Here is a 19,620-nt window from a genome sequence, read left to right as displayed (position 1 = left end):
CTATCAGATTCGTGCGCCCGGCCCCAGCGTGCGGCGGGCTTCGCCCAGCGTGACGCCGACCTCCTGCCGGAACACCGCGCCCAGGTGGCTCTGGCTGCAGTAGCCGAGATCGTGCGCGATGCCGGGCAGGTCGCGGTCGCCATCGACCAGGCGCTCCATCGCCGTGGCCAGGCGCAGGTGCTGGCGGTACTGGTGCAGGCTGAGGCCGGTTTGCGTCCTGAAGCTGCGCGCCAGGTGGAACGGCGAGCGCGAGACGGCATCGGCGACCTCATGCAGCGATGGGCCCGCATGCCGGTCCGCGGTTTCCACGAGCAGCCGCCGTGCGCCGGCGACAGGGCCGGTCAGCGGCACCAGCCGGCGTGCGCAACGCAGTTCGTCGACGAGCGAGGCGATCGGCGTCGCATCGCTAGTGCCCGATCGAAGCTGCTGCTGCGCGATATGGACGCGATAGAGCGACTTCGGCGAGAGGAAGCAGACATCCGGCGCTGCATGCGCCGAGATCCGCCGATGCCCGCTGACGATCACGCTGCGCCGCGCGGCCTGTGCACCCGGCCGCAGCTGGTAGACCGCCGCATCGCTGAAGCTGATGGTGGTGAGTCCATCGACCAGCCAGGTGTCATTGCCCAAGCGCAGCTCCAGCATCGCGCGGCTGATCGGAAAGACGATGCGCTGCGACGCCATGACGTACGGCGCGCTCCATTCATGGCCATGCGCATGCGAGCGAACGTGTTCCACCTCGAACTCGCGTCCGGCGTAGAGAAGGGTTCGTTCCTGGGGCATGGCGTGGGTTCGAAGTCGCGAGCGGCAGTGTCACGCAAACGGGTAGGGCCCGTCCATCTTTTCGATGTGGCTCACATGGCTCACCATGCCCTCTGCCTCGTCCCACAGGTGCAGCATGCAACCCGGCCGTCCCACGTAAGACGCGGGCGCCGCGTCGGGCGCCAGCCGCAGCGCGATCTCGGTCGTGCTGCTCGGGCACGAACAGACGACCGTGCCCGCCCAGCGCTTGAACATCGTGCGGTGCACGTGCCCGCAGAGCACGAGCTCGATGTTGCCGGCGCTTCGCACGATGGCTTCGAGCGGCGCGGCGTCGATGTACCGGTAGCTGTCCATGTACGGAATGCCGCTCGAGAAGGGCGGGTGATGCAGCATCAGCAGCGTCGGCTTTTTGCGGTCGGCATCGAGCGTGCGCTGCAGCCACGCGAGGCCCTCGGCGTCGGCGTGTCCGTGATGCAGCCCGGGAACGCAAGCGTCGAGCGCAACGATGCGCACCGGGTGCGTGTCGATGCAGTAGTGCAGCGCGCCCGTGGTGGGCAGATAGGCATGGTCCGCGAAGGCGGCGCGGAAGTTCTCGCGATGGTCGTGGTTGCCGGGGATGACGAGGTACGGCAGCGCCAGGTGCGCGAGCAGGCGGCGCACCTGCGCGTACTCCTCGGGCCGGCCTTCATCGACGAGGTCGCCGGTCAGCAGCACCAGGTCGGGCTGTCGGTCGAGCGAGTGCAGGTGGGCGATGGCCGCTTCGAACATCCGGTTCGAATCGACCACGCCCTGGTACAGCTGGCCGGCGGGGCGGACATGGGGGTCGGAGATCTGTGCGATGAGCATGACGGGGGAGGCGCCTGAATGGTCCTCTCCGTCAAGCACGATCCGTTCCCCGTGCCGGTTGTGGGCGCCTTTTTATTTCGTGAGCGCGAGGAATTGCGGCCCGCCGCCCGAGGACACGATTCTGACGCCCGTACCGAGCGAGCCGGTCGCCCTATCGATCGTGAAGAAGGTGATCGTGTTGTCGGCTTGGTTGGCCGTGTAGGCGAAGCGGCCCGTGCGGTCCACGGTCACGGAGTTGGGCACGTTGCCCGCCGCGAAAGGTTGGCCTGGCACCGGCGTGAGCGCGCCGGTGCGCGGGTCGATGCTGTACGCCGAGACGTTGTTGGAGTTTCTGTTCGCCGCATACAGGAAGCGGCCGCTCGGATCGATGGCCATGCCGAAGGGCGTGTTGCCGGCGGGGACCGAGCCGATCTGGGTCAGCGCGCCCGTGGTCGCGTCGATCGCGTACGCGAGCAGCGTGCCGGGGTTGTTGCCGACGTTGGCATAGGCGAAGCGGCCGGTGGGCTCGATCGCGATGTCGGTGAGTCCGCTGCTGCCGGGCAGCGCGACCGACGCGGGCGGAGAGATCGGCGCGCCTGTGGCCGGGTCCAGGCGGAACGCGGCCAGGGAGTTGCCGTTGACCACCACGAACGCGAAGCGGCCTTGGGGGTCCAGGCCGATCTTGCGGCTGACGCCACCGGCAACGGCCGTGCCGCCGGTGAGTTCGCCTGTGTTGGGATCGACGTCGAGGGTGTGCAGCATCCCATCCCCGATCACGTAGGCATGCTGGCCGTTGGGCGCGATTCCGACGAAGTACGGGTTCGTTCCGACACCGGCGGTGATGGCGCGCTGCTGTGTCAGCGTGCCCGTGGGAACGGTGGTGGTGTCGATGGTGTACTGGATGACGCCCCTGGTGGCGCCCGAGATGTTGCTGGCGTAGATGTACGGCTTCGAAGGGTGCGTGGTCACATGCTGAGGCGTCCCGCCCACGGGGAAGCGGCCGGCATCCGTCAGGCTGCCATCGGAATTGACGATGTACATCGAAACATCGCTCGTGCCCTCGTTGGCGGTGAAGGCAAAGCGATCGGCGCCCGGCGTCGTGCAGGCGATCGTCACCGAGGCGATGGGCGCCGTGGTCACCGTGCCGAATGCCTGCTTCGCGATGCACACCTGCAGCGCGGTGGGCTGCGTCTTCACCGTCACGCCGTAGTCGGCGCCGACTGCCACCGGCGTCGCAAAGCTGAAGGTGCCGTCGGCGCTCACGGCAAGGTCGTCGCCTGCATTGTTCTGCAGCACCAGCCCGCCGGCTGCGTCCAGGCCCGTGACGGCTACGCTCACCTTCTGGCTCGTGGTGGCGCAGACCACCGCCACGTTGGCGACGTCGGCATTCCCGATGGTGCCGGACGCGTTGTTCACGGTGCAGGTCTGCGAGGGCGTCGAGGGCTGCTGCTTGACGCTCACCGCGTAGCTCGCGCCCTTGTCGAGTTTCTCGCTGAAGACGAAGGCGCCGTTGGCGGTCACGGCCAGGTCGGTGGCGCCAGCGAGTTGCAGCACGAGGCCGCTGCCCTGCAGGCCGCTGACGTTGCCGCCCACCGCGTACTTCGCCGCGGTCGACGGTGGCGGAAAGGGAAAGAAGGAAAAGCCGCCACCGCCTCCACCGCCGCCGCACGAAGCGAGCGCCAGCGGCACCAGGACGAACAGGGCAAGACGAAGACGGGAAACGAGCGGCATCGCGGGCATTTTTTACCTCCTGCAACAAACGGGCGGGAGCGATGTTAGCGGCACATCGTTCCATTTGCACGCCCGCCGATCGGCGTACTTTCCGCGCGCTCGTCAGATGCCGATGAACTGCGCCACTTCATCCAGCGGCGCGCGCTCGGTCACCAGCGCATCGATCGCCTTGCTGCGGTCCGCGTACCCGATGGCCATGCCCGTGAACAGCATCCGTTCGGGCGGCAGTTCGATGAAGCGCCCGATGGTCTGCGGGTACATCGCCCAGCACTCCTGCGGGCAGCTGTCCAGGCCCTCGGCGCGCAGCAGCAGCATCACGTTCTGCAGCACCATGCCCAGGTCCGACCACTGCGGCGGACCCATGCGGCGGTCCACCGTGCAGAACAGCGCGAGCGGCGCGCCGAAGAACTGGTAGTTGCGCGCGAACCATGCGCGCCGCGCGGCCTTGTCCTCACGCGGAATTCCCAGGCGCGCATACATCGCCTCGCCGACCGCGAAGCGGCGGTCGCGATAAGGCGCGACGAGCTCGCGCGGGTAGATGTCGTATTCGGTGCCTTCGCCGGTCGGCGCTTCGTGCACGCGGGTGCGCATGAGCGCCTTGAGTTCATCGAGCCGTTCGCCGCCCACCACGTGCAGGTGCCAGGGCTGCAGGTTGCCGCCCGAGGGCGCGCGCAATGCTTGCTGCAGCACGCGGCGGATGACATCGGGCGCCACGGGGTCGCTCAAAAATTCGCGCACCGATCGGCGGCTCGCAACGGCTTCGTACACGTTCATGCTTTGGCTTTCACTCGGAAGAAAGGCGGGACGACATCGTCCTGGATGACACCGATGCTAGGGGCAACCCTCAGGTGCTCAATCGTCCGTTCCGACGATGTGGCGCGCGCGAGGCCCTGCCTACGATGCAGCCGGCCGCTGCATGAGATTCCCGTTGGCGCACAGGAGACAAGAACATGTTCGGATTGATGCAAGACCGCCCGCTGTTGATCTCTTCGCTGATCGACCACGCGGCCACCTTCCACCCGCGTGCCGAGATCGTGGGGCGCACGGTGGAGGGACCTGTTCATCGCACCACCTACGGCGAGGTGCAGCGCCGCGCCAAGCAGGTGGCCAACGCGATGAACGTGCTGGGCGTGGCGCCCGGCGACCGCGTCGGCACGCTCGCATGGAACACGCACCGCCACCTCGCGCTGTACTACGGCGTCTCGGGTTCGGGCGCTGTGCTGCACACGGTGAACCCGCGGCTCTTTCCGGAGCAGATCGACTACATCGTGAACCACGCGGAAGACAAGGTGCTGTTCTTCGACACCACCTTCGCGCAGTTGGTCGAGAAGCTCGCGCCGCACCTGAAGACCGTGCGCGCCTTCATCGCGATGACCGACCGTGCGCACATGCCCGCCATCGATGTGCCCAACCTGCTGTGCTACGACGAGCTCGTCGGCGCGCAGAGCGAGCACTACGCCTGGCCCTCGTTCGACGAGCGCACGGCCTCGTCGCTCTGCTACACCTCGGGCACCACGGGCAACCCGAAGGGCGTCTTGTATTCGCACCGCTCCACCGTGCTGCATTCGCTGATGGAGTGCGCGCCCGACACCTTCGGCGTCAACTCGCAGATGACGCTGCTGCTCGCGGTGCCGATGTTCCATGCCAATGCATGGGGCATGCCGTATGCGGCCGCCATGACCGGCATGAAGCTGGTGATGCCCGGCCCGCACATGGACCCGCAGAGCCTGTACGAGCTGATGCGCGACGAGAAGGTCGGCTTCTCGCAGGCCGTGCCGACCATCTGGCTCATGCTGTTCCAGTATTTCGATGCGCATCCCGAAATCGACACGCACGCCATTGGCTTGAAGCGCATCGGCGTGGGCGGCGCGGCCACGCCGCGCGCCATGATCGAGCGCTTCGAGCGCGACTTCGACGCCGACTTCGTGCAGGGCTGGGGCATGACCGAGACCAGCCCCATCGGCGTGATCGGCAACCTGCTGCCCAAGCACCGCGCGCTATCGAAGCAAGAGCAGACCACGGTGAAGATGAAGCAGGGCCGCGGTGTGTGGGGCGTGGAGATCAAGATCGTCGGCGAAGACGGCCAGCGCCTCGCGCACGACGGCAAGGCCTTCGGTCACCTGCACGTGCGCGGTCCGTGGATCGCGAGCGGTTACTTCAAGGGCGAGGGCGGCAGCGTGCTCGACGCCGAAGGCTTCTTCCCGACGGGCGACGTTGCCACCATCGACGAAGACGGCTACGTGCAGCTGGTCGACCGCGCGAAGGACGTCATCAAGTCGGGCGGCGAGTGGATCTCGTCCATCGACCTGGAGAACGCCGCGAGCGCGCACCCGGCCGTGGCCGAGGCCGCGGTGATCGGCATCGCGCATCCGAAGTGGCAGGAGCGGCCACTGCTCATCGTGGTCAAGCGCGCGGGCATGGAGGTCACGGGCGAGGAACTGCTCACTTTTCTTTCGACGCGCGTGGTGAAGTGGTGGCTGCCCGACGACGTGGCTTTCGTCGACAGCCTGCCGCATACAGCCACCGGCAAGCTGCTGAAAACCAAGCTGCGGGAAATGTTCAAGGGATATGTCGCGGCGAAGTCAGTTTGATGACTTGTTCGATTTTTCTGTGGACAACTCTGTGGGTTGCCGGAGGAGGGCGGGCTTCAAAGCGAGCAATGACGGGGCTTCCCACCACGTTGCCTGTTGAATGAGCAGCCCTTCGGCCGGCGGGGAAAACGTGCGACGCAAACTGGTGCGTTCACAGCCGGCGTAAGGGGAAATCCCCAGCAGATTTCCCGTGTGACACGCGGCGCTCTTGGGTAACATCGCCGGCCGCTCGTGTGCAGCGATCGGCGATCGATCTCTCGCGCAGTCGCTCAGTGCTTGTGCTCGCCGTGCGCAGCGCCGGCAGGCTTGGCCGCGGCGTTGAGCGCGCGCACCGGCGCCTTCACCTCCAGCGTCTCGCGCTTGCCGTCCTGTCCTTCGAACACCAGCGTGAGCGGCACCGTGTCGCCTTCCTTCACCTGCTGCTTGAGATCGAGCAGCATCACGTGATAGCCGCCGGGCTTGAGCTCGACCGTCTTGCCCGCGGGCAATGCGACCGAAGGCACCTGGCGCATGCGCATCACGCCGTCCTGCATCGCCATCTCGTGCACCTCGACGACCGGCGTGACGGGCGAGCTGGCCGAGATGAGCCGGGTGTCCTTCGCGGCGCTGATCTGCATGAACGCGCCGGTGGCCTGCTGCTGCGGCACGGTGGCGCGCACCCACGCCTCCTTCACGGTGACCTGCGCATGCGCGGTGGCCACGAGGAACGAAGCGGCGGAGAGGGCGAGGATGCGTGCGATGGGGGTCATGTTCGTCATGAGGGAAATCTCCTTGGATTGAATGGATCGGATCGGACGGAGCGGGTGCTCAGGCGGTCGTCTTGAGAATCGTGCGCAGGTCTTCGGTGCATTCCTGCGCGCTCTGTTCGTGGCGCAGCACCAGCCGCACTTTTCCTTGCGGGTCGTACACGTAGCTGAAGGCCGAATGGTCCATCGTGTACGAAGCGCCCGTGGGCACTTTCTTGTAGTAGGCCTTGAAGGCCTTGGCCGTTTCGCTGGTTCGTTGCAGGTCGCCGTAGAGCCCGATGAAGCTCGCATCGAATGCGTTCGTGTAGGCCTTGAGCACGATGGGCGTGTCGCGCTCCGGATCGACGGTGACGAAGATCACCTGCAGCCGCTCGCCGTCGGCGCCGAGCATGTGGCGGATCTCGGCGGCGCGCAGCAGCGCGGTGGGGCAGACGTCGGGGCACTGCGTGAAGCCGAAGAACAGCATCACGGCCTTGCCCTTGAAATCGGCCACGGTGCGCTCGCGGCCGTCGGGGTCGGTGAGACGGAAATCCTGCGCGTAGTTGGCGCCGGTGATGTCGATGCCGTTGAAGCGCGCGGGCAGCACCTTGTCGCAAGCGGCGAGCGACAGCGCGGCGAGGCCGCCGCCGGCGACGAGCAGGTGCCGTCGTGAAAATTCTTTGGGTCGTGTCGTGTGCATGAAAGCTCTCTCTGGCGATCGTGATCGCGATCGCATGAATGGCGGGAACGCGCGATGCGGTGCCGTCAACAAGGCGGCATCACATGCGCGGAAACCGGAAGCGATTCAGGAGAGCGAGGGAGGCCCGCGCGCGGGCGGCGGCGCTGCGGTGATGGCGGCGATGTGCGCACGCGCGAACGGCGTGGCCGCGTGGACCGCGGGTGCGACCGATGGCAATGACACGCCCGGCGTTGCGGGCGGTGCGCCGCCGAGCGCGCACAGCGGGCAGTCGAGGTGACCGGCGCCCAGTTCGTGCGCGCCATCGTCGGTGTGCACGATGGCCTTGACCGAACCGCTGGCCGAGCAGACCAGTTCCATCGACACCGGATGCACCATCGGCGAGGCGATGGCCGCGCCGAGCGACAGCGCGAACCACAGCAGCGCCCATCGGATCAGCGGCACACCGGGACGCCGCAAGACCGCAGGGGCTGCGTGCCTGTTCGGTGCGGCGTGGAAGGGCGTGGGCATTGGCGCGGATTATCGGTGACACGCATGACGGGGCATGTGCCAGGACTTCTCCAACGAAAGGGCTTTGCTTATGCTCGCCGGCATGCAGCAACTTCGAATCTCCACCGCGATCGAGGACCTGGACGTGCCGCTCATCCATCGCTTCCTGTCGGAAGAGTCGGCGTGGGCGCGGCAGATTCCGATCGAGACCGTGCGCACGTCCATCGACAACTCGCTGAACTTCGGCGGCTTCCTCGGCGATGCGCAGGTGGCGTTCGCAAGGGTCGTCTCCGACTACGCAACGTTCGCCTACCTCGTCGATGTGTTCGTGCTGAAGGCGCATCGCGGCAACGGGTACAGCGCGGCCATGGTCGCGGCGGTCATGGCCCATCCGCAACTGCAGGGGCTGCGGCGCTTCATGCTGGCGACCGGCGATGCGCACGGGCTCTATGCGAAGTTCGGCTTCACGCCGCCGTCGCGGCCGCAGACGTTGATGGAGAAGTACGTGCCGGATGCCTACGCGCGCGTGCGCTGAACGTGGCGAAGCCTGAGGCGGGCAAGGCGCTCGCGCGTTCATCGCTGGCCATGGGCAAGGAGCTCCACGCCCGCGTCTCTGGTCAAGAATCCTGACAGCCGCGGACCCGCTATGTGGTCACAATGCCGGCATGCCCAATATTGCATCCATCCTCAAAGCCGAGATCTCACGCGTTGCCAGGAAAGAAGTTCGCGCGGAGATCGACATCCTCAAGAAGGCCTCCGCCCAACATCGCGCCTCGATCGCCGCATTGCGCCGGCAGGTGAGTGCACTGGAAAAGGAATTGCGACGCGCCGCCAAAGGCGCCGCACGGCGAGCGCCTGCCGACGATGCCGATCAGACGGACGAGTCGGGCGAGGCGGGGCCGAAGCGGCGATTCAGCGCGACGCGGCTGGCCACGCATCGCGGCAAGCTCGGTCTTTCAGCTGCGTCGTACGGGAAGCTTGTTGGCGTGTCGGGCCAGACGATCTATCACTGGGAACAGGGCAAAGCCCGGCCGCGTGCGGCGCAGTTGCAGTCCCTGGCGGCCGTGAGAAGCCTCAGCAAGAAGGACGTGGCCGAACTGCTGGAAGAAAAGTAAGGCTTGGCCTTTGGGCATGCGAGCGTTCAACGGCGCTTATGAAAGTACTGCGAATATCCCTGACGGGCGTTCTTGCGGCCATCGGCTTCGTCGTACTCTTGATTGCTCTTTCGTCGTCATACCGAGCAGTTGTCGCCCTTCTTTCCTTCGATGAAGTCAAAGGCGTCGTCACCCGGGCTGGCGGGCAAGAAGTTTGGATCGAGTACGTTCAGCCTGATGGCCGAAGGGGCGAACTTAGAGCGTCGGGCGGTGGCAAATTCAATCCCCGCGCCATTGGCAAAAAAGTTGCGGTGCTGCTGCCTCCGCAAGACGGGGCAGATCAAGAACTAACCCCGCTCGTCAAAGACGATTTGAGCGGGGTTTTCACAGAGCTTGCAGTCGCCGCTATTTTCCTGGCGAGTGCGGTGTTGATCTGGCGTGAAAAATCGGGCGAGCGGATCACCGATAGCGGAGATCGTTCGGGCGAGGGTGTGCGTGTGAGATCGCTTCGCACCGACTCGGCGGACCGCGAACGTCAGGTGCGCCTGCAGGCGTCAATCGATCTCGAGATTGCGGAGAGAAATGGAAGGCGGCAGAAACTCAAGTGATGAAGCACTTGAGGGAATCGCCTCACCAGGGCTTCCACCAAGGCCGCACGGATGGCCAGTCGGCCAAGGGGCGAGTGTCCAGATCGTGGGCCGCGATCGGCGGTCCGCCGCGCAGCCGTCGCACCTCCACTTCGAGCGCATGGGCGATGCCCCGTGCATCCCGATCGCCTCGAAGGGCTCGCCGTCGCCACTCGGCCGCCTGGGCTGCCAAGCCGTGTGAGTCGGGGTCTTCCATTTCGAGCATGGGATGGGATTCTTCATTTCCGCGTGCGATTGCCTGTAGGCCAAAGGAGTAAGCGTCTGTACGAAGAGATACAGACGGCTTTGCGCCGGCATCGAGCGCCGCGCGCGGTTGGCAGGATCTACGGTTTCTCGGTCCTTGTGATGCGCTGCGGATGTTCGTAGGCTCGCGGTTTCGAAAGGAAGAACCATGAGCACCAACACAGTCAGATTGCATCGCGTCCTCGCCGCCAAGCCCGAAAAGGTCTATCGCGCATTTCTCGATGCCGACGCCAAGGCGCGGTGGCTGCCGCCCAATGGCTTCACGGGCAAGGTCCACGAGATGGACGCCAGGGTGGGCGGCAAGTACAAGATGTCGTTCACCAACTTCACCACGGGCAAGAGCCATTCGTTCGGTGGCGAATACGTCGAGCTCGTGCCGAACCAACTGCTGCGCTACACCGATGTTTTCGACGATCCCAACCTGCCCGGGAAGATCCACGTGACCGTCACGTTGAAAGAGGTGTCGGTCGGCACCGAGCTGAGCATCGTCCAGGAGGGGCTGCCCGAGGTGATTCCGGTGGAAGCCTGTTATCTGGGCTGGCAGGAGTCGCTGCGCAACCTGGCCAGGCTGGTCGAGCCGGAGATCAACGAGTAGCAGGCGCCGCAGGATTGCCTGGCGACAGGACGAAAAAAGCCCTAAGTAGTTGATCTACCTAGGGCTTTTTGGCTTCAGCGGAGAACCGCTTCGGCAGTGTTGGTGGCTCTTCACGGATTCGAACCGCGGACCTGTGGATTATGATTCCATCGCTCTAACCGACTGAGCTAAAGAGCCGTTTCAGCGTTTTGCGCTGAGCCCAAAATTATAGCCCAGTCCGCGGGGCGCTTTCAACCACCCGCCGGCAGCTTGCCCAATTCTTCCGTCACCAGCCGCACGATCAGCCGGTCCAGCGTCTGGACCGAGTAGTTCGCCACGTCGTGCCGCGTCTCCGCGCCCGGTCCGCTCGCGGGGTTCGCGCCCTCCTTGTAGGTCAGGAAAACGAAGCGCCCGCCCGTGTACTGGGCGATCTGGCGCTGGATGTATTCGCCCTGCTTGTCCAGGCCCGAGGCGCCCACGCTGAACACCTTGATGCCCTTGCCCAGCGCCGCGACCATGCTGTCGTCGTACTGCGGGCCGCCGTAGTCCAGGTGCGGCGGCGCGTCGGCCAGCAGCACGACCAGGCGCGTGGTGCCCGTGCCGCGCCAACTCAGCTGGTGGACGGTTTCGGCCAGCGCCTCGTTCATCGCCTCGGGATAGTCGCCGCCGCCCGCGGCCTGCAGCCCATCGAGCACGCCCTGGAACGCGTCGAGGTTGTCGGTGAAATCGTGGCGGCGCACGACGAAGTCGTCGGTGACGTCGCGGTACGCCACCAGCCCGAAGCAGGTGTCGGGGCGGCTCGGCAGCCGCGCCACCTCGTCGGCGATGGTGCGCAGCGTGCCTTTGAGCTTGGCGATCTCGTCGGCCATCGAACCCGTGGCGTCGATCAGGAAGACCAGGTCCAACTGCGCGCGTGCGGGCGCGGCGCCGGGCTTGTCGATCACCACGTCGACCGCGCTCTTCTGGCCGCGCTGCAGGAAGGCGGTGCCCTGCCGGCCGTTCTTGCGGACCGTGACCTCGTACATCTGGCTGTGCGTGCGGTCGAAGGCGAGCGGATGCAGCCAGGCGCGCCCGCCCGCATCGGTGCGCGCCCACATGGCGGCGCCGCTGGGCGCCTGCACGGCCACCTCGGCATCGGGCACTGCAGCGCCGCGCGCGTCGCGCACCTGGAGCAGGTAGCGCATGCTGACGTCGCGCTCGCGGTGGGCCACCTGGGTGCGGCCACGGAAGTTCAGGTATTCGCTGAAGTCGGCGTTGTCGTCGACCATGCCGGCGGTGACGGGTTCGTTGGCCGGGCGTCCGGCCTGCGCGGGCTGGGCGATGCTTGCGCGCGGGGCCGGCGATACAGGCATGGGCGCCGCGGCGACCGGTGCCGGCACAGAGGCCGCCACAGGCGGCACGGCCGCGCTCAGCTCGCGGGTGCTCGAACCGTAGGCTTTCTTCTCGGCCGCCGCGGCCGGTTCCGCCTTGCGCAGTGCCTCGGGCGGTGCGGCGTCCAGGCGCCCCATCGTCGGCGCAGTGGTGGCCCTGGGTCTTTCGAGCTGCGCGTTCCGCGCGCCCGGCGTCTCGTGGGTCTGCACCGGCCGCGCGCAATGCGTGGCCGAGGGCGCCTGGAAGTTCGGCTCGGTCTGCGAGACCTGCAGGGCCGGCTGGGGCCAGCGCGCGTTGCTGCCGACGGCCGGAATCTCGGTCGCGCCGCTGGCGCTCCACAGGAATTGCGCGCACAGCAGCACGACCAGCGGGCGGCGAAAACGGGGAGCGAAAGGTTGGGCCATGGAAAGACTCCGGGTGGTGGAATGCAGGCTGATACGGCCGGCCCGCGGCCCCGGGGTTAAGCCGTGTGACTTTTTTTGTGGACGCGAACCCCGATGCCGTCCGCCGCCCGTACAAGCTCAGGTGAAAATCCGCCGATGTCTGCGCTCCCACGCGCCCCTTCCGCCAAAGCCGCCACCGAGCGCGACGCCATGCCCGACGATCAGTTGATGCTGGCCTACGCCCACGGTGACGCCGCCGCGTTCGACGTGCTCTATGCGCGCCACGAGGGCGGGCTGTTCCGCTTCGTCAAGCGCCTGCTGGGTGCGCGGCTCGTGGCGCAGGCCGACGAGGTGTTCCAGGACACCTGGGTGCGGATCATCTCGGCGCGCGAGAGCTTCTCGCCGCAGGGCGCCACCTGGCGCACGTGGGCCTTCACGATCGCGCACAACCTGGCGATGGACCGCCTGCGCGTGAGCGGCCGCGAGGTGACGCTCGATGCGCACCCGGACGACGACGGCGATGCCGTGCCCACGCTCGATCGCGGCGTGCGCGGGGCGGTCGATGCCGCCGCCCATCCGTCCGCCGAGGAGCTCGCCTTCTGGCGCGCCGCCGGCCGGCGCCTGCTGGCGTGCCTGGACGAACTGCCGGCCGAGCAGCGCGCCGCATTCCTGCTGCACCACGAAGACGGCCTGACCGTCGAGGCGCTGGCGGCGAGCCTGGAGATCGGTTTCGAGACGGTGCGCAGCCGCCTGCGCTACGGGCTGCAGAAGCTGCGCGGCTGTATGGAACGCTACCTGTCGGTGCTGGAGCAACGCGCATGAGCAATGGCATCGATCTTCCCGACGACGGCGATCTGCGCGATGCGGCGCTGCGCCGCGCGCTCGACCATGCGCCCGATCGCGATGCGGCGCCCGATCCGCGCACGCGCGATGCGATCCTGAAGATGGCGCACAACATGGCCGCCGCGCCACCGGCCTCTGCCGCCAACAACGCGAGCGCCGCGCCTTGGTGGCGCCGGCTGTTCGGCGGCGGCGGCACACGCGCGCGCATGCCCTGGAATGCGGCCTTCGCCACCGTGCTCGTGGCCGGCTTCGTGACCGTGCTGTGGCACAGCGAGCCGATTCCCGATGCGAGGCTCGATGGCGAGGCGAAGGTCGCGAGCGCGCCGGCGCCGGCACCCGCAGCAGCGCCGACGCCACCCGCGGCAGAGTCCGCGCCCAGCCCCGCAATCGCAGCGCAGCAGGCGCCTGCGGCAGAAGCACCCGCAGCGCCCGCGCGCGATGCGGTCAGGGAGGCGCCAAGTCGCGCCACGGCGGATGCTGCCCGCAAGCCGGCGCCGGCGACTGCCCGCAAGCAGGTTGAGGCGTCGCCTGCACAGGAGGCGAAGGCGACGCTTCCCGAGCCAGCCCCGACTGCAGCCCAGGCTGAAGCGCGATCGGCTGTGGTGCCTATCTCTCCGCCGCCTGCCATCGTTGCACCGGCGCCCGCACCTGCACCTGCGGCGGCAGCACCTCCACCGGCACTCGCGGCGCAGGCGCCGGGCGTCGCCGAGTCGTCCGCACGCGCGCGTCAAAAGAGCGAAAGCGCGCAGGACGAAAGAGAGCAGGAGAGGCGTGCTGCCTATGCCGCTCCGCCCGCGCCATCGGTGGCGCCTGCGCCCATCGCCGTGCCCGAAAGGACGCCGCCTGCGGTGGCCTCTGCGCCGGCCGCGCCGCCAGCGCCAGTGGCACCGGCGCCCTCGCAACGGGAACTGTCAGGCAACGTATCCGGCTCCGTTGCACGGGGAGGCAGTCCGAATGCCGACGTCTCGGGCGCCCTGCGCGATGCGGCCCCGCCACGTGCCGCCGCCGCCAAGGCCGCAAGGTCGCCGGCGGGCGCGCCATCGTTCTCCGCGCTGGACCGCTGGACGTCCTTCGACATCACGCGCGCAGGCGCGGATGTGCGCCACGCACGCGGCGACATCGAAGGGCTGGCGGCATTGGTGAACACGGTGGCCCGCTCGGCCACGACGGCCGATGCGCCACTGGCCGCGCCGGTCGAGGCGCGCCTGTCGCTCTATCAGGGCGGCACGTTGATCGCCGTCCTCGAGATCGCCGGCGACCAGGTGCGCTGGACGCCGCAGCCCGGCGGCACCGCAACGGTCGGCACGCCGCCGGCGCAGGCGCTCGCAGCGCTGCGTGCCCTGCTGACGCGCTAGCTGCGCGTCAGGCCAACGCCCTCAGGCGTTCTTGAAATCAGGCGCGCGCTTGTTCAGGAAGGCGTCCATGCCTTCCTTCTGGTCGACCGTGGCGAACAGCGCGTGGAACATCCGGCGCTCGAACATCACGCCGTCGCTCAGGCCGCTCTCGAAGGCGCGGTTGACCGATTCCTTGGCCGCCATCACCGAGATCTGCGAGAAGCCGCAGATGACGAGCGCCGCGCCCAGCGCCTCGTCGGCGAGCTTTTCGTAAGGCACCACGCGGCTCACGAGGCCGGCGCGCTCGGCTTCGGCGGCGTCCATCATGCGGGCGGTGAGCACCATGTCCATCGCCTTGCTCTTGCCCACCGCGCGCGGCAGGCGCTGCGTGCCGCCGGCGCCGGGGATCACGCCGATCTTGATCTCGGGCTGGCCGAACTTGGCGGTGTCGGCCGCGATGATGAAGTCGCACATCATCGCCAGCTCGCAGCCGCCGCCCAGCGCGAAGCCGGCGACCGCGCCGATCACCGGCTTGCGGATCGAGCGAATGGTTTCCCAGTTGCGGGTGATGTAGTCGCCCTTGTAGGTGTCGATGAAGCTGTACTTGGCCATCGCCGCGATGTCGGCGCCGGCCGCGAAGGCGCGCTCGCTGCCCGTGAGGATGATGCAGCCGATGGCCTCGTCGGCATCGAAGGCCTCGAGCGCCTGGCCCAGCTCGGTCATGAGCGCGTCGTTGAGCGCGTTCAGGGCCTTGGGGCGGTTGAGGGTGATGATGCCGACCTTGCCTGCTTCGGTCCGCACTTCGATGTTTTCGTAGCTCATGGTGTCTCCGGGAAAGGTGAGGGAAAAGGGGAAAAATTCGCTCGGGCCACTATACCGAGCATGGCTTCTTGCCTGCTGACACCCCAGGCCTTCCAATTGAGAATTGCTCTCATCTAGAATGGCCGCATGGAGTTCCCGATGCAAGAACATGCCGTGTTGCTGCGGGCCTATGCCCGCGTGCAGGAGCGCTGCTCGCGCCTGCTGGCCGAGCAGGCCGCACTGGTCGAGCGGCTGGAGGCGCAGGTCGTGCGCCTGCGCGGCGCGCTGGTGGCGCGCGATTCGGCCATCGCGATGGTGCGCGAAGAACTCGCGGCGCGCGCGGCCGTCGGCGGTACGCTGCCCAAGCGCCTGCACGCGCTGCTGTCGCCGGCCAGCCGCCGCCACGAGCGGCCGCCCGCCGCCGAAGCCCCATCCGATCTGCGCGAAAAATCGGTGCTGTGCGTCGGCCGCGAAGAAGAGGCGCCGTCGCTCGCACGCCAGCTGGTCGAAATCGCCGGTGGGCGCTACCTGCACCACGACGGCGGCGACGACGCCGACGACCTCGCGCTCGAAGCGGGCCTGCGCGCCGCCGATCTCGTGATCTGCCAGACGGGCTGCGTGAGCCATGGCGCCTACTGGCGCGTGCAGGACCATTGCCGGCGCACCGGCAAGCCCTGTGTGCTGGTGGGCGAGCCGCAGCCGATGCTGTTCGTGCGGCAGCAGCCCGCGGCGACCGAAAACGCCGGCTAGCCGGCCAGCCAGCCCGTCACTTTGGCGGCGTCGTGCGTGAACAGGCGCCAAGTCGTCACGCCGGTCGGCAGCGTGAGCGGCAGCCGCAGCAGCTTGCGGTCGCGCGCGACGATGGCTGTGAACTTCGTCGTGTCGCCCAGGTAGAGCGTGAGGTCGTCGAGCTTGGCGATGCGCCAGGCTTGCGCAGACTTCTTCTTGCCGATGGCGGGCAGTTCGATGCCGATCCACTCGTCGTTCGCGGAAAACCCGGCCTTCTCGGCCGCGCCGCCGCGCAACACCACCTTCACCTGCACGCTGCCGTTGGCTTCGGCCACGCGCAGGCCGAGCACCTGCGCCTGCTGCGACGGGTCTTCGAGCGTCGCCACGCCGTGCGCGCGCAACAGCTGCGCGAGCGGCAGCTCCTCGGTCGAATGCACCCAGCGCGCGAGTTCCAGCGCATACGAGCGGCCGCTCACCGCTTCGAGCGCGGCCGCGATGTCCGCTTCGCTGATCGGCCCGCCGCTGCTGTGCGTCCACAGGTGGCGCATCACGTCGTCCAGCGAACCCTTGCCTTCGTGGCGCAGCGTGAGGTCGAAGCACAGCGCCACCAGCGCGCCCTTGGTGTAGTAGCTCACCGTGCTGTTGGGCGTCTGCTCGTCCTGGCGGTAGTACTTGACCCAGGCGTCGAAGCTCGCATCGGCGACAGGCTGCACGAGCCGCCCCGGCGTCTGCTGCACCTGGTTGATGGTCTTGTTGAGCAGCCGCAGGTAGGCCGCATCGTCGATGCGTCCCGCGCGGCGCAGCAGCAGGTCGTCGTAGTAGCTGGTGAAGCCTTCGAAGAACCACAGGAGCTGCGTGTAGTTCTCGCGGCTGTAGTCGTAGCGGGCGAACTCCGCCGGCCGCATCCGCTTGACGTTCCAGGTGTGGAAGTACTCGTGGCTGATGAGCCCCATCAGCGTGGTGTAGCCCTCGGGCTGCTTTTTCTTTTCGCCGCGCTGCGGCAGGTCGCGGCGGTTGCAGATGAGCGCCGTGGAGTGGCGGTGCTCCAGCCCGCCGTAGCCGTCGTCCACCGCATTGAGCATGAAAACGTAGCGGTCGATCGGCAGCTTGGGGCCGCCGCGCTTGCCGGCCTTGTCGCCGTGCCAGAAGCGGATCTCGGCTTCGCAGATGGCCTTGGTGTCGGCGATGAGCCGGTCGCCATCGAACGAGGCCGCGGCGCCCGCGATCACGAAGCGGTGCGGCACGCCGCAGGCGTCGAATTCGGCGCTCCAGAAGGCGCCCATTTCGACGGGGCTGTCGGCCAGTTCGTCGTAGCCGCCGGCCTCGTAGCTCCCGAAACCTTGCTTGTCGATCTTCGAGGGCACGAGCGCCGTGGCGCATGACCAGGTGGCGCCTTCGGCCGTCGATGCGGGGGCGATGATTTCGATCGCGTGCGGCGCATCGGTCTGCCCCTCGACGCGCAGGCACAGGCTCGTGCCGTTGAAGAAGCCGCGCTCGGCATCGAGCCACGCGGTGCGCACCGAGTTGTCGTACGCGCAGACCTGGTAGTGCAGCACCAGCGGCTGGCCCGGCGTGCAATCGACCAGCCAGCTGCACTTGTCGACCTGCGTGAGCACGGGCTTGCGGCGCCCCTGCACGGCGCGCAGGCCCTGCAGGTTCTTGGCGAATTCGCGCACGAGATAACTGCCCGGAATCCACACCGGCAGCGTCACGCGCTGCAGCGCGGCGGGTGCGTCGATGGTCAGCGTGACGGCGAAGAGGTGCGCGTGCAGGTCCGCGCACTCGATGCGGTAGCGCACGCCCGCAGCGGGCGCGCCGGCTGCGCGCCGGGACACGGCTTTCGTCGCCATCAGCTGGCGGAAGCGGCGAGTTGCTTCTCGACCTGCTCTGCGGGAATGGCGCCCGGCGTGCGCGTGCCGTTGCTGAAGATCAGCGTGGGCGTGCCGGTGATGTTGTACTTGCGGCCGAACTCCACGTTGCGCTGCAACGCGGTCACGTCGCAGCTGCCCGCCGCGGTGGTGGGCTTGGCGCCGGTTTCCATCCAGTCGCCCCAGGCCTTGCCCTTGTCCTTGCTGCACCAGATGTCGCGCGACTTGACGGTCGAATCGGCGCCCAGCACCGGGTAGAGGAACAGGTACACGGTGACGTTGTTGACCGTCTTCATGTCCTTCTCGAAGCGCTTGCAGTAGCCGCAGTTCGGGTCCTCGAACACCGCGAGCTTGCGCTTGCCGTTGCCGCGCACGATCTTGATCGAGTCCTGCAGCGGCAGCTTGTCGAAGGCCACTTCGCTCAGCTTCTCCACGCGCTCCTCGGTGAGGTTGCGGCGCGTCTTCGCGTCGATCAGGTTGCCCTGGATCAGGTAGCTGCCCTGCTCGTCGGTGTAGAAGATCTGCGAGCCGTTCACGCGCACTTCGTAGAGGCCGGCGATCGGCGACTTCGTCACCTCGTCGATGGCCGGGAACTGCGGAATGTGCGTGGGCAGGTTCTTGCGGATCTCGGCTTCGCCGGCGGTGGCGGCCATGGCCGCGCCCAGCGTGCAGGCGGCAAGAAGAAGGGTGCGTGCGAGAGTCATCTAGAGATCCGTTCGGTTCGAATGTGGAAGCTGCATGCGTTCAGGCCTTCAGGCCCATGGCTTGCGCGGTGATCCAGTGCTTGACCAGGCGCGTGCGGTCGAAACCGCGCATGCCCCAGTTGCGCAACGCAGGCAATGGCCCCAGGTTGTGCGAGAAAAGTTGCTGCAGGCCGTCGGTGGCCAGGCTCATCTGCAGCACGTCGGCGCGGCGCGCGCGCTCGTAGCGGCGCAGGAGGCGCGCATCGCCCACGCTGCGCCAGTAGTCGCGCGTCTTGATCACTTCGGCGAGCGCCGCAGCATCGGCCAGGCCGAGGTTCAGGCCCTGGCCCGCGAGCGGATGCACCGTGTGGGCCGCATCGCCCGCGAGTGCCCATGATCGATTCGCCTGCCCGGTCATCGCGCCGGTCCAGCGGTCGGCGATGGCGCGCGCGAGCGGCCAGGCCGCGCGCTCGCTCGCGAGCCGGAGCGCACCGAGCGCTCCGTGGCTCGCCTCGGTCACCGCGGCGTTGAATTCGTCGTCGCCCTGCGCGAGCAGCGCGGGGGCGCGCAGCTGGTCGACCGACCACACCAGCGCGACCGTCTTGCCGTGCGTGCCGCCCAGCGGCAGCAGCGCGAGCACTTCGCCCTTGTCGTTGAACCACTGGCGCGCGATGCCGTCGTGCGACTGCTCGGCCTCCAGGCGCGCCGCAACCGCGTGCTGCGGATAGCGCGTGACTTCGTAGCTCACGCCCAGCGCCTCGCGCGTGGCACTGGCCTTGCCTTCGCACACCACGGTGAGCGGCGCGGGCACCGGCTCGGCCACGATCTCGATCTGGGGCTGGAAGCGCACCGCATCGGCCAGCTGCTGTTCGAGCGCCGGCACATCGACGATCCACGCGAGCGCATCGACCTTCTGGCGCGCCGCGCTGAACTGCACGCGGCCGCCTTCGTCGCCATGCACCAGCATCTCGCGCACGGGGGTGGCGTGGGCCGCATCGGGCCAGGCGCGCAGCGATTCGAGGAGGGTGCGGGAGGCGGTGTTGAGCGCGTAGGCGCGAATGTCCTGCCTGCCCTGCGTGGCCGGCGGCACCACCAGCGCCACGCGCACGCGTTCGCGTGCGAGCAGCAGGGCCAGCGTGCGGCCGACGATGCCGGCGCCGCGAATGCAAACTTCTGGGGGGAGGGCCATCGGACGATTGTAGGAGTTGCGTTGTGTGCCCGTTCCCGCGCCCC

The 19,620-nt window shown here is 67.8% G+C and carries 20 protein-coding genes and 1 tRNA gene; 8 read left to right on the top strand and 13 right to left on the bottom strand.

Annotation, left to right across the window (positions count from 1 at the left end; genetic code table 11):
- Positions 1 to 3 precede the first annotated feature (3 nt).
- The 4 genes from JC881_RS15560 to JC881_RS15545 all read right to left on the bottom strand — a co-directional run bounded on the left by JC881_RS15560 (position 4) and on the right by JC881_RS15545 (position 4,089).
- The gene (locus JC881_RS15560) at positions 4 to 780 is read right to left on the bottom strand and encodes a helix-turn-helix transcriptional regulator (RefSeq protein ID WP_198786605.1); all 777 of its coding nucleotides are present in this window, start codon (positions 778 to 780) and stop codon (positions 4 to 6) included.
- 30 nt (positions 781 to 810) lie between these two features.
- Positions 811 to 1,605 (bottom strand): phosphodiesterase, encoded by a 795-nt coding sequence (locus tag JC881_RS15555; RefSeq protein WP_198786604.1) that lies wholly within the window; start codon positions 1,603 to 1,605, stop codon positions 811 to 813.
- A gap of 72 nt (positions 1,606 to 1,677) precedes the next feature.
- Complete coding sequence (locus JC881_RS15550) at positions 1,678 to 3,315, bottom strand: lactonase family protein (protein WP_198786603.1); 1,638 nt, start codon at positions 3,313 to 3,315, stop codon at positions 1,678 to 1,680.
- Positions 3,316 to 3,417: 102 nt separating this feature from the next.
- Entirely contained in the window at positions 3,418 to 4,089 is a 672-nt protein-coding gene (locus JC881_RS15545; protein WP_198786602.1) for a nitroreductase, read from the bottom strand.
- Positions 4,090 to 4,265: 176 nt separating this feature from the next.
- Between JC881_RS15545 and JC881_RS15540 the strand changes: the two genes are divergently transcribed.
- Positions 4,266 to 5,906 carry a 3-(methylthio)propionyl-CoA ligase gene (locus tag JC881_RS15540; RefSeq protein WP_198786601.1) on the top strand — a complete coding sequence of 547 codons (1,641 nt, stop codon included), beginning with the start codon at positions 4,266 to 4,268 and terminating at the stop codon, positions 5,904 to 5,906.
- Positions 5,907 to 6,175: 269 nt separating this feature from the next.
- On the opposite strand, the gene JC881_RS15535 is transcribed toward JC881_RS15540, so the two are convergent.
- The 3 genes from JC881_RS15535 to JC881_RS15525 form a co-directional block, all read right to left on the bottom strand.
- The gene (locus JC881_RS15535; protein ID WP_198786600.1) at positions 6,176 to 6,664 is read right to left on the bottom strand and encodes a copper chaperone PCu(A)C; all 489 of its coding nucleotides are present in this window, start codon (positions 6,662 to 6,664) and stop codon (positions 6,176 to 6,178) included.
- Between the two features lie 49 nt (positions 6,665 to 6,713).
- Positions 6,714 to 7,331: an SCO family protein gene (locus JC881_RS15530; RefSeq protein WP_198786599.1), complete on the bottom strand. Its 618-nt coding sequence runs from the start codon at positions 7,329 to 7,331 to the stop codon at positions 6,714 to 6,716.
- Positions 7,332 to 7,436: 105 nt separating this feature from the next.
- Positions 7,437 to 7,838: a DUF2946 family protein gene (locus tag JC881_RS15525; protein WP_233101808.1), complete on the bottom strand. Its 402-nt coding sequence runs from the start codon at positions 7,836 to 7,838 to the stop codon at positions 7,437 to 7,439.
- 82 nt (positions 7,839 to 7,920) lie between these two features.
- On the opposite strand from JC881_RS15525, the gene JC881_RS15520 reads away from it, so the two are divergent.
- From JC881_RS15520 to JC881_RS15505, 4 genes are all read left to right on the top strand, one after another.
- Positions 7,921 to 8,352 carry a GNAT family N-acetyltransferase gene (locus JC881_RS15520; RefSeq protein ID WP_332875246.1) on the top strand — a complete coding sequence of 144 codons (432 nt, stop codon included), beginning with the start codon at positions 7,921 to 7,923 and terminating at the stop codon, positions 8,350 to 8,352.
- A 130-nt stretch (positions 8,353 to 8,482) separates the two neighbouring features.
- On the top strand, positions 8,483 to 8,932 hold the full coding sequence (locus JC881_RS15515) for a helix-turn-helix domain-containing protein (protein WP_198786598.1): 450 nt from the start codon (positions 8,483 to 8,485) through the stop codon (positions 8,930 to 8,932).
- A gap of 38 nt (positions 8,933 to 8,970) precedes the next feature.
- Positions 8,971 to 9,519: a hypothetical protein gene (locus tag JC881_RS15510; protein ID WP_198786597.1), complete on the top strand. Its 549-nt coding sequence runs from the start codon at positions 8,971 to 8,973 to the stop codon at positions 9,517 to 9,519.
- Between the two features lie 430 nt (positions 9,520 to 9,949).
- Positions 9,950 to 10,396 (top strand): SRPBCC family protein, encoded by a 447-nt coding sequence (locus JC881_RS15505; RefSeq protein ID WP_198786596.1) that lies wholly within the window; start codon positions 9,950 to 9,952, stop codon positions 10,394 to 10,396.
- 100 nt (positions 10,397 to 10,496) lie between these two features.
- Here the strand turns inward: JC881_RS15505 and JC881_RS15500 are convergent.
- Together JC881_RS15500 and JC881_RS15495 are read right to left on the bottom strand one after the other, a co-directional pair.
- Positions 10,497 to 10,573 (bottom strand) — tRNA-Met (locus JC881_RS15500).
- A 53-nt stretch (positions 10,574 to 10,626) separates the two neighbouring features.
- Positions 10,627 to 12,150 carry a vWA domain-containing protein gene (locus JC881_RS15495; protein ID WP_198786595.1) on the bottom strand — a complete coding sequence of 508 codons (1,524 nt, stop codon included), beginning with the start codon at positions 12,148 to 12,150 and terminating at the stop codon, positions 10,627 to 10,629.
- 135 nt (positions 12,151 to 12,285) lie between these two features.
- Here JC881_RS15495 and JC881_RS15490 point away from each other — a divergent pair, with 135 nt between their 5' ends.
- Positions 12,286 to 12,951: a sigma-70 family RNA polymerase sigma factor gene (locus JC881_RS15490; protein ID WP_198786594.1), complete on the top strand. Its 666-nt coding sequence runs from the start codon at positions 12,286 to 12,288 to the stop codon at positions 12,949 to 12,951.
- Positions 12,948 to 14,327, top strand: a complete 1,380-nt coding sequence (locus tag JC881_RS32595; protein ID WP_269823176.1) for a hypothetical protein — start codon at positions 12,948 to 12,950, stop codon at positions 14,325 to 14,327. Before JC881_RS15490 ends, JC881_RS32595 begins: the two co-directional genes overlap by 4 nt.
- Before the next feature lie 21 nt (positions 14,328 to 14,348).
- On the opposite strand, the gene JC881_RS15480 is transcribed toward JC881_RS32595, so the two are convergent.
- Entirely contained in the window at positions 14,349 to 15,128 is a 780-nt protein-coding gene (locus JC881_RS15480) for an enoyl-CoA hydratase (protein ID WP_198786593.1), read from the bottom strand.
- Positions 15,129 to 15,266: 138 nt separating this feature from the next.
- Here JC881_RS15480 and JC881_RS15475 point away from each other — a divergent pair, with 138 nt between their 5' ends.
- A complete protein-coding gene (locus JC881_RS15475; RefSeq protein WP_198786592.1) occupies positions 15,267 to 15,857 on the top strand; it encodes a DUF2325 domain-containing protein in 591 nt (196 codons plus the stop codon).
- On the opposite strand, the gene JC881_RS15470 is transcribed toward JC881_RS15475, so the two are convergent.
- The 3 genes from JC881_RS15470 to JC881_RS15460 are packed head-to-tail and all read right to left on the bottom strand — an operon-like array spanning position 15,854 to position 19,576.
- Positions 15,854 to 17,686 carry a M61 family metallopeptidase gene (locus JC881_RS15470; protein ID WP_198786591.1) on the bottom strand — a complete coding sequence of 611 codons (1,833 nt, stop codon included), beginning with the start codon at positions 17,684 to 17,686 and terminating at the stop codon, positions 15,854 to 15,856. The genes JC881_RS15475 and JC881_RS15470 overlap by 4 nt on opposite strands.
- Positions 17,686 to 18,408, bottom strand: coding sequence for a DsbC family protein (locus JC881_RS15465; RefSeq protein WP_198786590.1), 723 nt, complete (start codon positions 18,406 to 18,408; stop codon positions 17,686 to 17,688). The genes JC881_RS15470 and JC881_RS15465 overlap by 1 nt, the downstream gene beginning before the upstream one ends.
- 40 nt (positions 18,409 to 18,448) lie before the next feature.
- A complete protein-coding gene (locus tag JC881_RS15460; protein WP_198786589.1) occupies positions 18,449 to 19,576 on the bottom strand; it encodes an FAD-dependent monooxygenase in 1,128 nt (375 codons plus the stop codon).
- Between the last annotated feature and the right edge of the window lie 44 nt (positions 19,577 to 19,620).

Source organism: Variovorax sp. IB41 (genome assembly GCF_016405905.1).
GTDB lineage: Bacteria > Pseudomonadota > Gammaproteobacteria > Burkholderiales > Burkholderiaceae_C > Variovorax.
This window is presented reverse-complemented; position numbering and strand designations above follow the sequence as displayed.